The organism is Saccharopolyspora sp. NPDC045941 (genome assembly GCF_056431445.1).
In genome coordinates this window covers 1-15,107 of sequence record NZ_JBWKKU010000050.1, presented here as the reverse complement: position 1 = coordinate 15,107, position 15,107 = coordinate 1, and the positions used below count along the sequence as shown (strand labels likewise).

The following is a 15,107-nucleotide window of genomic DNA, read 5'->3' as shown; positions in this document are numbered from 1 at the left end:
TCGTGACGGCAGATCAGGCAGCCTGCGAACCGGACTCAGGACGGGCTCGCCGCCCCGCGGGTGGTGCGCTGGTGATCGAGCGCACCCGCACAGCGCGGCGGGCCTGTCGCTCGGCGTCGACTTCGGCTTGCCACTGGGAGAACCGGCGGCCCTGCAACCGGCGCAGGAAATGCGGGATGCGATTGGCCGGCACCCCCACCAGCTTGGGGCCCAGCACGGCCAGCAAGTCCGAGGCTTCCTGCGACGACCACCCCGCTGCTGCGATGGACGCCTCGTCGGGGAACACATCGGCCACGCGGTCAGAGGCGGTCAGTGCGGAGTCTTGCGTGCCCCCGTAGGAGTACACCCACAAGAAGTTCGCAGGTGGGTCCGGCTCGACAAGACGGCGGAAGCGTGCGACTTCTTTGGTGTAGCAGTAGAAGTTCACCTCTGACTTTTGGCGCACGATGCGCAACCACGCCGCCAGGTATTCGTCGGTGAAGAAGTCGCCCGAGTCGTGTATCCGGATCCAGCCGCCCTGGAACCGCGGCGCTGCCAGCTCGGTGAGCATGGCTTGCTCCCACCCGGGCAGATCGTCGAGGACGAATTGCAGGTTGGCCTGGTGCTTGGCTCGCACCACCGGCCAGAGGTAGGTGCCGTGACGGGCGTAGCAGACCTGGCGGCACACCCCTGCCGAGGGACAGGTGTTGAAGGTACGGCCGTCCGGCAGCCGCCCGGCCCAGGCGGGCAATGTCCAGTTCCACGCCCCGATCGCTCGCATCTCTCTGTTCTGGGTGAGCAATCGCCGCGGACGCTCGGGAGGCAGAGGCATGGAGTTCGAATGATCAGCACTGACGGAAGAAGGCATAGGAATACCTCCGCAGGAAATCGAGATGATCGGATACTTCTCGAGGTTGCGAAGTTGAAAGTGTCCGTAGTGGACTGTTCGGAACGGTTACGTGTATGGCCGGCTATGCGGGATCGTCGCCGGATTCGAGCTGGCTGTCCGCCTCGTAGGGGGTGAGGTGTGTGCGATGGTGCTGGCGCTGGCGTCGGTAGTGATCGAGGTTGACGACCGTGGTGGTGAGGCCGTTGAGGTGCACCGTGACGAGTCGGGCGTAGTCCGCGTTGTGGCGGCGTCGAAGTCGTATCGCGCGGGCGTTGGCTATCTTGCGTGCGCCGATGGCAATCACACCGCCGAGGAAGAAAGCCACGATGGCGAGGAGGGTGTGCACGTGCCTTGCCTCCTTTCTTTCTGGTCTAGTCGTCGAGAACGATGTCGTGGTGTGCCCCGGCAGCAGTGGTAAGGCCGTCATCGTCGGGCGGCTCGTCGTGGGCGATGGCGGCCAGTTCGGCGGGATCTGTGGTGATCAGCTGGTGTTCGTTGTCGGAGGCGAGGGCGTGGAAGGCGACACGTTGCGTCCCGGCCGAGAGCAGACCCTGCCCGGTTCCGGCCGAGAGCAGGAACTGCCTTTCCCCTTCCGACAGCGCGAAGGCGCGCACGATGTCGTCGATGGATTGCGGTGCCTGGCGGAGCAGGATCTGGGTGGCGGCGTTGGCGATCACCGCTTTGCCGAGATCCGAGCCGAGCACATCGCCGACATCCTGGGTGGCCACGGTGAGCCCGGCCCAGTGCTTGCGGGCGGATTTCGCCATGCGCCACAAGAACTCCGCGCCCGCCGGCTGCTGCATGAGCATCCAGGCTTCGTCGACGACACACAGCCTGGGGTGACGGATAGAGGGATGAGACGTACGGCGCCACGCGGTGTCCAGGGTCAGCAGGGTGCCGGCGGGCTTGAGCTCGTCGGGTAGGTGACGTAGGGAGAACACCAGCAGGTGCCCTTCGGGAGGAGCCGTGGTGGGGCCGTCGAACAGCTCTGAGAAGGCGCCCGCAGTGAACGGGTGCAGGCGAGCAGCGAGATCCCGGGCGATCTCGTCGTGGTGTGCGGCGAGGGCGGTGTGCAGGTCAGAGAGCAGTGGCGCTTGGCGTGTCCAGGTGCGGGCGTCGTCGGTGATCCCTGCCGCCCGGTAGGTCGCGGAGACAGCCTGATCAAGGATTGCCCGTTCACCGGCGGTCAGCTGTTGTCCGAACAGGACAGCAAGCAGGGTGTGGCAGGACAGGCTGCGGCGGGTCAGCGCGTCGCCGGGTGCGGAGCGACGCCCGTCGGCACGGGTATGGATCGGCAGGTCGAGCGGGTTGAGCCGGATTCCTTCGGCGCCGAGGGGGAAGTAGGTTCCGCCGACGGCGCCGGCGAGGCGAGCGTATTCGTCTTCGGGGTCGATGATGGCGACCTCGACACCGCGATAGAGGCTGCGGAGTGCTTCGAGCTTGACGAGGTAGGACTTGCCGGCACCGGAGCGGCCGAGGATGACCGAGTTGTAGTTCTCACAGGCGAACCGATCCCAGTGCACCAATCCTTGACTGCCGAGGTTGTAGCCGTAGAGCACACCACTGGCAGCCGACGACGACGTAACGTCAGGCGGGGGCAAGTCGGGGCTGGTGAAGGGGAAAGCGGCTGACAGGGCGGCGGTGTCGAAGGTGCGGGTCATGCCGATTTGGTCCAGGCCCATCGGCAGCGCGGTCACCCAACCCTGCAGAGACCGGTAGGTCGTCGGTTTGGCGTCCAGTAGCAGGCTGGCAGCCAGGGCACGCACGGCGCTGGTCTCTTCGATGAGTTCGTCTTCGGAGCTTGCGTGGATGGTGAGGTAGAGCCCGAATCGGAACAGGCGGCCTTCGCCCCGGGCGAGGCGATCGGAAAGCTCGTAGGCGTCCTCGGTGGCTGCCTCGACTTGCGGATCGGCTAGGCGCCCATGAGCGGCATCGGTATGGCGGCCGGATTCCAGCTTGCCGAGTTGCTTGCGGAGCCGGTCGGCGGCCACGTGTGGGTCGATCGGTTCGATGTGCAGGGATACATCCAGCCGGCCGGGGTATGTCAGCAGGGGCTGCAGCCAACCAGGGTGGACCTCGCGGGGGTAGCCGGTGACGGCGAAGCTCGCCACCCAGTCGCTGCCGATCTGCAGATGCCGCGCGCCGATCTCGATGGCGTCCGGCGTGAACCCGCTGGCCGACGACTGCGCCGGGCGATGGCGGTGCTTGGTGCGCATCAGATCGAGTCCTCCTCATAACCGGGTTTCCAGTACGAGCTGGTGGTGATGACCTCGCGGGCGTCGGCCATCTCAGGCGTGGGCGGTGCGGGGCTGTCGGGGTTGGCGGCGGCGGCGAGCACGACCGTGGCCTGCCCGGTATCCAGCGGAGTGACCTCGATTCCGGCGGATGCGAGGAGTTCGGTAGCTTCGTGCATGCGCCGCACCAGGCGGGAGGCCGCCGCGCTGCGCGCCCCGGACGAGGGCGCCCGATCCTCCGGGCGGTGCCGACGAGGGCGTCGGGGATCCGGTGATGCGCCACGCACGGGTTCGCGGATGACCAGCAGGATCTGCCGGCGCAGGAGTTCGGCCTGCTCACCCAGCAGGTGCAGGAAGTCGGCGTGATCGAGCGCAGCGTCCTCCAGCGCCGGGTAGGGCAGGCTCGCCGCACGGCGACGGAGATCGTCGATGTGGCTGGTGAGGTCAAGCCTTTGAGCACGTACGAGGATTTGCACCCCAGCGGTGAGGCTGTGCAGATAGCGGCCGAAACCCGCTGCGAGTGCTTCCTGCTCGGCCGGGGTGCGCAATGCGAAGTTGACCGCCGAGCACACCGCGACCAGTGCCAGCCCATCGCGGCCGAGGTCGATCAGCCCGGCCTCGCTGACCGCGGTGGCGGGTAGTTCAAATCCTCCCGCTGGAGCCTTGTTGGCCTTGTCGGCGAATCCAGCCAGCCACTCGGGCGGTTCGGCCGCGTTCTCGGACGCCGCCACTCGGCGGCGGGGAGCGAGGCGTTGGCGCAGCGCCGGCACAAGCAGGCGGTCCAAGGTGAGCCCGTCGCGCTGCACCACCACCAGCAGCGCGACTACGGCGGCGATCGGCGCGGCAATGATCAGGTAGATCATCACCGGGACTACCGCGCGGGTGGCGTGCCAGCCGCCGTAGAGCACCAGGCCGGTGACGGCCATGACGGCGAGCTGCCGGAACGTGAGTCCGGCGAGTATGCGGTCCTCTCGCTCGACATCAGCAGGTATGCGCACGCTGCGCGTCATTGCTGTTCACCTCCTCGACGGCGGGTGCTCGGACGTGGGGGAGTGACCTTCGGTAGGTCCAGCGGCAGCGACAGCTGCCGGCCTTGCCTTGATCTCGGCGGGGAAGCAGGCGGTGCCGGTTGCGGGCCCGGTGGAGGCGCAGCGGGGCGACGGACGCGCTGGACCTGCAGCGGCAACTGGTACTGCCCATCGGAGCCGATCCGGGGCTTGTTCTCCGGCCACTCCCCATCGGCGGGCAGCTTGAGCTGCCGGACCACGGGACGCGGCAACGGAATCGGCGGCTTCGGCGGCGAGGGAGTGGCCGGCCGCGGGACGCGCTGGACGTCGATCGGCAGGCGGTACTGCCCATCCCGGCCGAGGACGGGTCTACTTTCCGGCCACTGGCCATCAAGCGGGAACCGCAATTGCTCGGTTCGAGGCCGGGGACGTGGTGGATTCGGAGACGTCGGTGGCGATGTGGGGCGTTTCGGGGCGGGCTGGCGTTGCACGTTCAAGGGGAGGTGGTATTGCCCGTCCCGGCCGAGTCGGGGTTTGTTCTCCGGCCATTCCCCATCGAGCGGAAACGTCAGCTGTCGGCCCTGCTGGGTCTGGCGGAGTAGCGTCCTCTTCGGTTTCGATGAGGTCGGTTGGTGTGATGCTGAGGCGCGGCGTTGGCGTTTCACGTTCAACGGCAGCATGTATTGGCCACCGGCAGCGGCCTTCGCCGGTTCATACGGGTCGGTGGAGGCACTCGAGGCTTTCCGGAGGCCTTTTCCTGCTGGGCCGAGGCGTCCCCGGATCAGCCCGAAGGTCTTGTAGGCAATGAATGCCCGGATGAGGCCTCCGATGAAGGACTTGCCGCCGCCTCCGCGGACGGCCCCGAGGACCCAGAACGGGATTTTGACGAGGATGTAGCACAAGGCTAGTGCGGTCAGGAAAGGAACCATGGGGCATCCCCTTGGCGTGGGGTGGGCTAGAAGATGGTGATTCCGCCGGGCAGGTAGAAGATCTTCAGCGCGGCGATGAAGGTGAGAGATTGCGCGACCTGGACGACGAGAATCGCACCGAAGACGCGCCACCACCAGAACGCAATGGACTCGGTTTGCGGCAAGGCATGGCACATCAGCACCAGCGGAGCCGAGGCTAGCAGGACTACGGTCAACGCAATCCGGACCACGTAGGTCAGCAGCACCGCGATAATCATGACCACGAGCGCCAGAACGGTGAAAACGACATACAGATCGCCGTAGGGGGAGAAGTCGTCTCCTTCGTCCGGCGCCTTGCCGAGCAACGTGTCCACGAACACGCGGGACGCTTCTTCTGCTCCGGTTTGATCTCCCAGGAAAGCCTGGGACAGTGCGTTGGCGAACTCGATCGCCTTCCCGCCGAGAAACAGCGACAGATTCGCGGCCACAAACCCGATCACGAGCCGCGGCAGAATTTCCTTGACGGAACTTCGCGCCTGCAGCGTTTGATAGGACACGGCCACGAGCCCGGCAATCGTGGTCGCCAGTGCATAGGCAGCGATCATGATGTTGCGGGAACTGCCCCACAATTGGCCCATCACGGGAAGCTGATCAAACTGCGGGGTCGAGAGCAGGGAATCGGCCAGCATCCCCAGAACCCCATTGAGCGCGGAACGCGCGACATCGGCGAAGAAATCCCGAATCCACCCCGTCAGGAACTCCGCGATCCACGAGCTCTCTGAGGCCTCAGTCGCTGGCTCGGGAGCTGGCGTCGGATTCGGTGCTGGCGGTGGTGCCGGTGCAGCGGAACTGCTGGGAGGCGTTGTCGGCAGGAAACAGGCCGGAGGCTGTGGCTGGCCCGGCGCGCATCCGGATTCCGAAGGAACCGGGAGTGGCATCGGTATGGGTTCGACAGACGGAGGCGCCGGCGCAGGCGTGGGTTCCGCTAGGGCCGTGCCGGCGACACTGAATCCTGCGATCGCCGCCACGGCCGCGGCGAGGACCACGCGCCACACCCCGGCGCGCCAGGCCCGCGAAGGTGGGGTGGTCATTTTGGCGGGGCCAGGATCGATTTGAAGATCTCGACCACCACCGGCGCCAACACCGCCAGCCCATAGCCGATCCCAGCGCTCTTGAACGCTTGCTTGGCCTTCTCCACCTCGCCCGCGTTGCCACCAGCCATCAGATAGCGGACCCCACCCACGGTGAGGAAAAGCGTCGCCAGCCCAGCGAGAACGCCCATGATCCAGTTCCTGGCGTTGTTCAGGACAACATCGATCGACGGGGCAGGTGCCTGAGCCAGGATCTGGGGATCCGCCGTAGCCACGGCGACGGCCATCAGCCCGAGCGCTGCGGCGAGCTCCGTGACCAGGAGCAGTCGTGCCCATCTCCGGCCGCGTGGCGAAGTGGCGGTCGGCTGTCCTGTCGGAGAGGGCTGGCGAGGGTGACGTCGGAACATGAGCGAAACCTCCGGGCGTGATCAGCGGGCGAGGAGCGGGCGGGGTGAACAGGGATCACCCGCAGCCCTGAAGTCCGGATTTCGGCGTCGGATTCGCCTCGCCATCGTCGACTTTCTTCGCTACCGTGCGTGACTGATTGCTGAACTCGTCCGGTGGCTCGGGGGACAGCCGTGATGTGGCCATAGCGCCGTTATCCGGGGTCTCGACCGGGCGCTCGGCCAGCCAGGCGGCAAGTCGGTGTTCGGCCTGGCGCCGGTGCTTGGCCAGCGTCTTGTAGGTCAGACCGGACGGCCGGGGCCAGTCCGTCAGCGGAACGCCCTCCAGGCGGGTGCCACCGATCAGATCGGCTTCGGTCCTGGTCAAGACGCCCGCCTCCACTGCTCGGGCCAAGACCAAGTCCGGATGGCCCGACGGCGGCTTCGGTACGCACGACCGGAACGCCGGCGCAGCTGGGGTGGGGGCATCCATCGCCGCGATCAGGGCGCGATGCCCGGCGCGATAGGCCGCCCACCGCAGCCGGATTGCGATCCGGCCCTCCCACAGATCCACCGCCCGCAACGCGTCGAGAAACCCGCGCAGCACCTCCGAGTGGATGTCAGCCGGGTCGTCGGCGTACCGGTCGGTCAACCGGGCCGCGATCGGGGTCAGCATCGGCAATGCCAGTCCCACCGCCACGATCGTCCACGTCGCCCCCTCGCTCCGGGCTCGGTTGATCACGTGACTCCACACCTGGTCCCACACCCGACGCGGGCAACCTGGCTTCAACAACAGATCGCGGAGTTCGTCGACGGGGATCTCACGATTGGGCAGGTGGTCGAACAGGCGGCCATCCACCGCCACCGGATGGCCTCCAGCGGTCAACCACGCGAATGCCTCCCGCGCCGCATCAAACGGATTCCTCGGCCACTCGCCGCGCCTAGAAACCGATACCTGAGCCATTGCCGGGCTCCTCTCAAACGACGTTTCATGGCGCCGTCGAGAAAGCCAGGCGCGGAACAGTGCAGCGCACGCCCACGTACTACTAAACGCTTAAGGTGATCTTCTTGTTCTGGAGCATGAAGATCGAGATTATGCTTCTGGTGCGACCAAGTTTGCGGTTGGAAATTGTGCCTCTGAGCTGTGATGTTAGTCAGTTTTTGTTTCGTTGCTGCCTTCTTGGTGTCGTCGCGAAGGGAAACAAGGGAAAAGATCTTGATGGGTTTTGAGGCGATCTTGAACTGGACTCGGTGACGGTCGGGCCGTTGGCCATAAAGGGATCCGTGTAGTCCTCTGTGGCGCTCGATAAGGGAAAAGTGCTGCGCGCAGGCGACGATTACTGAGAGGCGCCGCCTGTTCTGGGCCGCCAGTACGAGAACATTTATGGTGCCTGCGGCGAAGATGGGCTCTTTTTGAGGACTTCAGAGGCGTCCCATCGAATGCACGACGTTCACGGGAGTCCTCGATGTCTTCGCGCCCGATCTCGACTACGCACACTGCGCTGCGTCCCGAACCCTCAGCGCCGCCCCCGCGTCCCGAGCCGCCTCACGGCGCCACTCGCGACGAACGAGGGTGTATGGGAAAGCTGGTCTCGGCCACTGTTCGAATCTGCCCCGTCAGCCCTGCCTCCGAGGGCGACGCGATCGTGACTGCTGTCGTCCGCACGATCACCACCGCCTACACCGAGCCTGGCGATCGGATCTTGCTCGCCGACGCCCGAATCCCTGACAAGGCCGCCGCCCAAGCCGCCTGTGACCGACGGGACCGACTCGTCGAGGCCGTGCTGCGACTCGGCCGCGGTGCGACCACCGATTCCCACCGCGCGCTGCACGATGGCCCCGACTGCCGTTCAATTTCTGACGCTCTGAGTCGCTGCAGCTGCTCCGAGTCCGAACCCGGGCCGGCGCCCGGAATCCGGACCGACGCCGCCGCGAACCGGACCGATGAAAGCGCCCTGAGTCCCGCCGCGGGGCTGCACTCGACTCGCTTCACGTTGATCATCACGGGCTGTGCGGATCACCCCACGTACCCGAAGGCCCTGCCGGTTTACACGGCGATGTTGACCGACGACGGAGCCTTGATCGCAATCACACACAGTAGTGCTCGGTGCCGAAACTCTCTTACTCGTTCGGGTGCCCTCTGTCGCGCTGCTGCCACCGCCGGCTTGGCTCTGACCGAGCGTCTGAACCTGGTCCACCAACTTCCGACCCTCGACCGCCCGCTCACAGGTCAGGCTCGCTGCCCTATCGCACGCCGCGGTGGTCGCCGTACCCAAACCACCGCCTACGTGTTCCGCAAGATCAGCAGCTCCCGTTGTGCCTCGGATAAGCATGGAGTCAACGGAGGGCTAGAGCGATGACCTCCAGAATGCGTTCTCTGCGAGTCGTACCAGGAACGGATAGGCAGCAGGGGAGCGGCTGTGAAGTCGAGGCTGTCGCCGACCAGGTTGTAGGGGCACTAATCCCTGTCGGACGAAGGGCAGGCCGAGACACTGAGAAGCGATCGCTCCCACTAACTGAAGAAGTGGCCCTACCGCGAGACGAGTCGATGCACTACCGGATCGTCTCGGTGGATCATCGTGGTCGGATGGCCGAATCCTCTCTCATGAATGTGCTGGGATGGATGCCCGCTGACCGAGTCGAGGTTGCGACAGTGGCGGGAGTCGTGGTCTTCCGTCGGAACCAGTACGGAGCATTCAAACTGACGCGGAGAGGTCACGTGCAGCTGCCGCTTTCCGTGCGCCGATGGTGCGGCGTGATGCCAGGGGATCGGGTTTTGCTTGCCGCGGCACCTGCATGGGGTGTCTTGGTCGTGCACACGATGGCGGTGTTGGACGAAATGGTGCTCGCTTATCACGCGGCGTTGTCTCTGAGGGATCAGAGATGAGAGCCGCCAACTCTCAAAGGGAAGCGACGCCTGCGGGGAAACCCGAGATCGATGCCGCACGGTTGCTCTTGTCGCGTATCGGGGTGAGCCCGGCGGACCTACTTACCGATGCGCCACAAGCTGGGCCGGCACCAAAATTCGCGGACTACGTACCAAAAGTGGCTGCCGTCGTAAGGACGGGCACACGCCGGGTTTACGGTGCGTACTGGAATCGGATAGTGGAGGCGTGGGGCGAGCGCCGCTTGGATGAGCCAACGGCGATGGACGTCAAGGAACTCGCTGAACAGACCAGAAAACACGCTGTCGTCCGACGCAATGGGCGAGGCGGACGGAGCGCTGCGGAGCACCTGATCTCGGCATTGCGATGTGTCTACAACCATGCGATCGCCGATGAGCTGATGAACGAAGAGGATAACCCCGCAGTGCGGGTGTCAAAGCCGCGACGCCTTCCCAGCACGCGGCGTGGGCTGACTGATTCCCAGTTGCGCGAGCTAAACCACGTAGCCGCGCGGACCGGAAATGATCCCGCACTCGATTGTCTTCTGCTGCGACTGCATACCGAGACAGCCTGCAGGCGAGGCGGAGCCCTCGCGCTACGCCCTGCGGATCTCGACCACGACCAATGTCTGATCCTTCTACAAGAAAAGGGAGACACACAGCGATGGCAACCGGTGTCGCCAACCCTAATGCGATATCTGCAGGAACACGCCGACCAGCGCGGCGCCGGAGACCCCAGCGCGCAGTTGCTGCGCTATCGCGGCGGGAAGCCGATCACCGCCCGCCGCTACGACCACCTCTGGTCACGGATGCGTAAGCACCTGGCATGGGCCCAAACCCAGCAAGTCAGCATCCACTGGCTTCGCCACACCACGCTCACATGGGTCGAACGAAACTTCAGCTACGCCGTCGCCCGCGCCTATGCCGGGCACAACGACAGCAGCAATGCCGGAGTGACCGCCACCTACATCCGCGCGGACATCATCGAGGTCGCTACCGCACTAGCAGCCCTGACGGGCGAGGAACACCCACTCGCAGCTTCTGAGTGATGCTGAACGTAGCCGCTTCCTTGCGAGACGGGCTGATGCGGCGACGCACAAGGATGCATGATTCATGTAGATTAATATTTTCAGTGTTAATTGAAATTAACCCCGTTTGGAGTGAGCCAGCGCTGTCATGGCTGTACTCGCGCCGCCGACGCCCGCCCACCTGTGGCCTCTGCCGCAGAGCAGAGGCCACAGGGCTGTGTACAGCAAATTCGCTGCCGAACCATGTGGTACGGCACGGGTCCTGTCAGCTTGGCTGATCGAGGTGTCACATGGTTCTTGTTCGGACTGTCGTGGAAACCTGGGGCTGATTTGTCAGGGCGACGCTGTGGAGGGCCGTCACGTATCTCCTCGCCGGGCTGGCGGCATAGCGGGTGCCAAGGGATGGGGTTCGCCGGTGAGTGCTGCGAGTGCGGCGGCGATCTCCTCAAGATTGGCCCGCACGTAGGTCGTCGTCGTGCCTGTGTCTCCGCCGCTGTCGGTGTGGCCGGCGAAGGCCCGGGCGACCGCATAGCTGAAGTTGCGTTCCACCCAGGTCAGCGTGGTGTGCCTCAGCCAGTGGATGCTGATCTGCTGAGTGGCTACCCACGGTAGGTGTTTGCCGAGTCGAGTCCACAGGTGGTCGTAGCGTCGGCGCGTGATCGGTCGGCCGGTGCGGTACCGCAGCAGTTGCCCGCCTTCGGCGGCCGCGCCTCGCTCTTCGGCGTGTGCTTGGAGGTGGCGCATCAGCGTGGGGGATACGGGCTGCCAGCGCACCGTGTCGCCCTTTTCCAGCAGTGAGATCAGGCATTGCTCCGGGTCAAGGTCCTGCGGCCTCAACGCCAGTGCGCCGCCTCGGCGGCAGGCGGTCTCGGTGTGCAGTCGCAGCAGGAGGGTGTCCAATGCCGGGTCGTTACCGGTGCTGGCCGCGACCTGGTTGATCTCTTCCAGGCCTGAATCAGGCAGGCCTCGCCGGGTGCTGGGCAGTCGCCGGGGCTTGGGGACCCTGCGTGCGGGATTGTCGGACTCGGCGATGATTTCGTCGGCGACAGCGTGGTTGTAGAGGCAACGCATTGCCGCGATCAAGTGCTCTGCGGAGCTGCGGCCGCCGCGGGCGTTGCGGCGGGGGAGCGCATGGGTCCGGATGTGCTCGGCCAGTTGCTTGATCTCCAACGCCGTGGGTTCGTCCAGTCGCCGCTGCCCCCAGTGCTTCTCGATCCGGTTCCAGTAGGAGGAGTAGACGCGGCGGGTGCCGGGGGAGACCGCCGCCGACACCTTCGGGATGTACTCGGCGAACGTCGGCGCCGGCGTCCCGCGTTCGGCGGCGCCGAGCAGATCCGCCGGTGTGACTCCCATCCGCTCCAGCACCAACCTCGCGGCCTCCACTTCGGCCGCTCCCGGGCGTTCTTCGCCACTGGTGCTCATGACGCCGCACCTCCGCCCGCGGAGGCACGGAACGCCATGACCATCGTGTCGAGGGCACTCATCGTGTAGATCACGAGCACGGCGTGACCGGGCGCCGCGGCCAGCAGTACGCGATCACCTGTCTGCAGGCCGCACCACCGTCGCGCGGTGACCGGGATCGGGAGGTGACTTCGCCGGGCGAGACTGAACACCCCTCCAGAGTCCGGCTGCACGGCGATGGCGGTGTTCGAGATCAGGCCGAACTGCAGCCGCTCACCCGGACCCCAGCCCAGTGCATGGATCACCGACCGCTCCGCGACCCGTCCTCGTTCATCGACAGCGGCGATCCGGTAGAGCATGGTCGTCTCACCGGGCAACGCCGCCAAACATGTGATCGACATCGCTCTGCGGACACTGTTCTCCGACTGCGAGGCCCGGGGCATCGATCGGGGAACGACGGCGGGCACGAATGCCTCAGCCACGGCCACCACCCCCGACCGGGAGGAGCTGGCCATAAAGCACGAGAAGACGGTGGGCGCACTGCGCCACACCATCTTGTCGGCTGAAAAACAACTCGTATTCTTGTGGGAGGGATCCCACCCACTGGTGTCCGAGGGGGGACTTGAACCCCCACGCGCGTGAAATTCCCCTTATTCAGGGAAATCACACCGAGAACGTTAGCAGGTGGCGCATCCGCTGGCTACTGGCCCTCGGCGTCGGCCTGGTCCGCCAACGGATGTGGTTCGCCTGTCAGTGCGGCTAGTGCAGTCGCAACCTCGTCGAGATCGGCACGGACGTAGGTCGTCGTGGCCGAAGGCTCGTGCCCGCGGTCGGTGTGTCCTGCATAAGCTCGCGCTACGGCGAAGCCGAAGTTGCGCTCGACCCATTTCAAGGTCGTGTGCCGGATCCAGTGGATGCTGATCTGCTGGGTCGCGGACCAAGGTAGATGCCGTCCCACCCGGTTCCAGAGGTAGTCGTAGCGCCGGGTTGTGATTGGCCTTCCGTTGGCGTACCTCAGCAGTTGCGCATCCGGATCTTGGGTTCCACGTTGATCAGCGTGAGCTGTTAGGTGGGCCATCAGGGTCGGTGAGACCGGTTGCCACCGAACAGTTCCGCCTTTCTCGCGGAGGAGGATCAAGCACTGTTCTTGGTCTAGGTCTCTCGGGCGTAAGGCGAGTGCTCCTCCACGCCGGCATGCGGATTCGACGTGGAGTCTGAGGAGGAGCGAGTCTAGGGTCGGGTCGTTGCCTGTTGTGGCGACCACGTGGCTGATCTCAGCCAAGCGACTATCTGGTACGGCTCGTCGAGTACTTGGCAGGCGGCGGGGCTTTGGCACAAGCCTTGCCGGGTCGGCGTCTTTTGTAATCAGCCTGTCGGCGACCGCGTGGGCGTAAATGCAACGCATCGCGCCGATGAAGTGTTCTTCGGCGCTACGGCCACCTCTGCTGTTGCGTCGCGTTACCGCCTGCGCTCTTATCTGTCCGGCGAACTGGCGGATCTCAGAAGGCGAAGGCTCGTCTAGTCGGCGAGCACCCCAGCGGTCGACGATCCGGGTCCAGTATGGGGTGTAAACCCTGCGGGCCCCTGGAGTTGCCGATTCGGCAATCTTGGGTACGTAATCCCCGAAAGTGGGGAAGGATGTGCGCGTCGCGCTGTGATCGAGTAAGTCAACTGGGCGCATACCCAGTTTCTCCAGCAGGACATGAACCGCGTCAATCTCGAGACGACCATCTCTCGTGCTGCCGTCCAGCTCTTTCGGATCCATTGATCATTCCGTCTCCGGCGGCTCGGTGTGATACTTCAGCATCATGTCGTCCAAAGTGGACATTGGATGGACGAGTAGTACGCCGATTTGTATGGCTCCGGCCAGTAGGACGCGGTCTCCATTGTTTATTCCACACAGAGCTCGTACGGGCGCCGGAAGGGTGATGTAAGATCTGCCAGCGAGCGTAAGCGATCCAGAATCGAGATCGCGACGGAAGACGACGACGCCAGATATCACATGGACAGCGAGTCGATCTCCGGATGACCACCCCAGTGTGCAAGCGACGGAACGGTCGGATACCCGTCCTGATCTGTCCACGCTACCCATGGCGTACACCATCGAGACATCCCGGGGTAGTTGTCCCAATTCTGGCATAGGCGGGGGTGGTGCGTGGTGGTACACGCTTCGCGTGCGCGCTGGGATGACGGCGGCGATTATCGCGTCAGCTACATGCGCCCTTTTCTTCGAGAATTCGGGGTCTTGGGTGTGCGATGAGACGTCACCGGCGATGAAGGACATGACTGCCTCCGGTTTGGGCGGTGATGCAGTTCCTGGTGCGTGGAGGTAGTTCATGTCCTTAATAGCGAGAGCAGTGGCTGTTTGGGAACGGTTGAGATGTGTCCGTTTTGTTCAATTGCGTGTCCCGTTGTTGGGCACAAATCCGCGCAAGCCCCCGGACAGGCGCGTCGATGCTCTCGCCGGCCGCCACGACCAACGTCGGCGGCCGCGCAGCTGCGTGGAGAGCGCCATCCGGACCTGCAGCTCGAGCCGTTCGCTGGCGGGCCACGCCCACGTGCGTGGAGAGCGCGCCCTGCTCGAAAACGGGATGGAGCTCACCGGCGGACCACCTCCACGTGCGTGGAGAGCACGGCTTCATCGAGCGCAGCGGCGCCGTCGTGAGCGGATCACCTCCACATGCGTGGAGAGCACGCGTAGACCTTGAACTCGGTAACTTCCTCGTCCGGACCACCTCCACATGCGTGGAGAGCACGTTGCGCAACCGTTTCTGGTCCGGATTCCAGCTGGACCACCTCCACATGCGTGGAGAGCACCCGCTTGCGGGGGCTGGTCACGGCTGGGTCTCCGGACCACCTCCACATGCGTGGAGAGCACGACGTCCCCTGGTGCTGCGCGAGCCCTCACCGCGGACCACCTCCACATGCGTGGAGAGCACTCTTGGTATGCGCCGTGTTTGACGTAGAGGGACGGACCACCTCCACATGCGTGGAGAGCACAGCATGAAGCTGGGCAAGCCGCCGACGATCAGCGGACCACCTCCACATGCGTGGAGAGCACCGAGCCACAACCACGGGGACATAGCCCACCTCTGGACCACCTCCACATGCGTGGAGAGCACATGAGGAACAGTTTCTGCCCCTGCTCGAAGTTCGGACCACCTCCACATGCGTGGAGAGCACGCACCCCACGCTTTCGCGCCGCGCTTGTCAACGGCGGCTGGATCATGACCCCTTTCCGGCATGTGAATGTTGACCCCCTTGTGCCTGGTGGGTTGGTGTTTATTCTTCGGTTGTGCCGGC

The 15,107-nt window shown here is 64.9% G+C and carries 12 protein-coding genes and 1 CRISPR repeat array; of the genes, 2 read left to right on the top strand and 10 right to left on the bottom strand.

Annotated features, from left to right (window positions below):
• Positions 1 to 13 precede the first annotated feature (13 nt).
• From AC07FN_RS32070 to AC07FN_RS32040, 7 genes are all read right to left on the bottom strand, one after another.
• Positions 14 to 847, bottom strand: a complete 834-nt coding sequence (locus AC07FN_RS32070; RefSeq protein ID WP_478398972.1) for a GP88 family protein — start codon at positions 845 to 847, stop codon at positions 14 to 16.
• 103 nt (positions 848 to 950) lie between these two features.
• The gene (locus AC07FN_RS32065) at positions 951 to 1,214 is read right to left on the bottom strand and encodes a hypothetical protein (protein ID WP_478398971.1); all 264 of its coding nucleotides are present in this window, start codon (positions 1,212 to 1,214) and stop codon (positions 951 to 953) included.
• A 25-nt stretch (positions 1,215 to 1,239) separates the two neighbouring features.
• A complete protein-coding gene (locus AC07FN_RS32060; RefSeq protein ID WP_478398970.1) occupies positions 1,240 to 3,084 on the bottom strand; it encodes a VirB4 family type IV secretion system protein in 1,845 nt (614 codons plus the stop codon).
• Complete coding sequence (locus tag AC07FN_RS32055) at positions 3,084 to 4,112, bottom strand: PrgI family protein (protein ID WP_478398969.1); 1,029 nt, start codon at positions 4,110 to 4,112, stop codon at positions 3,084 to 3,086. The genes AC07FN_RS32060 and AC07FN_RS32055 overlap by 1 nt, the downstream gene beginning before the upstream one ends.
• A gap of 952 nt (positions 4,113 to 5,064) precedes the next feature.
• A complete protein-coding gene (locus tag AC07FN_RS32050; protein ID WP_478399032.1) occupies positions 5,065 to 5,772 on the bottom strand; it encodes a TrbL/VirB6 family protein in 708 nt (235 codons plus the stop codon).
• 332 nt (positions 5,773 to 6,104) lie between these two features.
• Positions 6,105 to 6,395 carry a pilin gene (locus AC07FN_RS32045; protein ID WP_478398968.1) on the bottom strand — a complete coding sequence of 97 codons (291 nt, stop codon included), beginning with the start codon at positions 6,393 to 6,395 and terminating at the stop codon, positions 6,105 to 6,107.
• A 175-nt stretch (positions 6,396 to 6,570) separates the two neighbouring features.
• Positions 6,571 to 7,455, bottom strand: a complete 885-nt coding sequence (locus AC07FN_RS32040) for a hypothetical protein (protein WP_478398967.1) — start codon at positions 7,453 to 7,455, stop codon at positions 6,571 to 6,573.
• Between the two features lie 2,183 nt (positions 7,456 to 9,638).
• Between AC07FN_RS32040 and AC07FN_RS32035 the strand changes: the two genes are divergently transcribed.
• On the top strand, positions 9,639 to 10,424 hold the full coding sequence (locus AC07FN_RS32035) for a tyrosine-type recombinase/integrase (protein WP_478398966.1): 786 nt from the start codon (positions 9,639 to 9,641) through the stop codon (positions 10,422 to 10,424).
• Between the two features lie 336 nt (positions 10,425 to 10,760).
• On the opposite strand, the gene AC07FN_RS32030 is transcribed toward AC07FN_RS32035, so the two are convergent.
• From AC07FN_RS32030 to AC07FN_RS32020, 3 genes are all read right to left on the bottom strand, one after another.
• Entirely contained in the window at positions 10,761 to 11,825 is a 1,065-nt protein-coding gene (locus AC07FN_RS32030) for a tyrosine-type recombinase/integrase (protein WP_478398965.1), read from the bottom strand.
• Positions 11,822 to 12,205, bottom strand: coding sequence for a hypothetical protein (locus tag AC07FN_RS32025; RefSeq protein WP_478398964.1), 384 nt, complete (start codon positions 12,203 to 12,205; stop codon positions 11,822 to 11,824). The genes AC07FN_RS32030 and AC07FN_RS32025 overlap by 4 nt, the downstream gene beginning before the upstream one ends.
• Positions 12,206 to 12,504: 299 nt before the next feature.
• A complete protein-coding gene (locus AC07FN_RS32020; protein ID WP_478399031.1) occupies positions 12,505 to 13,068 on the bottom strand; it encodes a tyrosine-type recombinase/integrase in 564 nt (187 codons plus the stop codon).
• On the opposite strand from AC07FN_RS32020, the gene AC07FN_RS32015 reads away from it, so the two are divergent.
• Complete coding sequence (locus AC07FN_RS32015; protein WP_478399036.1) at positions 13,069 to 13,326, top strand: hypothetical protein; 258 nt, start codon at positions 13,069 to 13,071, stop codon at positions 13,324 to 13,326.
• A gap of 1,023 nt (positions 13,327 to 14,349) precedes the next feature.
• A CRISPR array of direct repeats spans positions 14,350 to 14,987; the repeat unit is 28 nt; unit sequence GGACCACCTCCACATGCGTGGAGAGCAC.
• Positions 14,988 to 15,107: the final 120 nt, after the last annotated feature.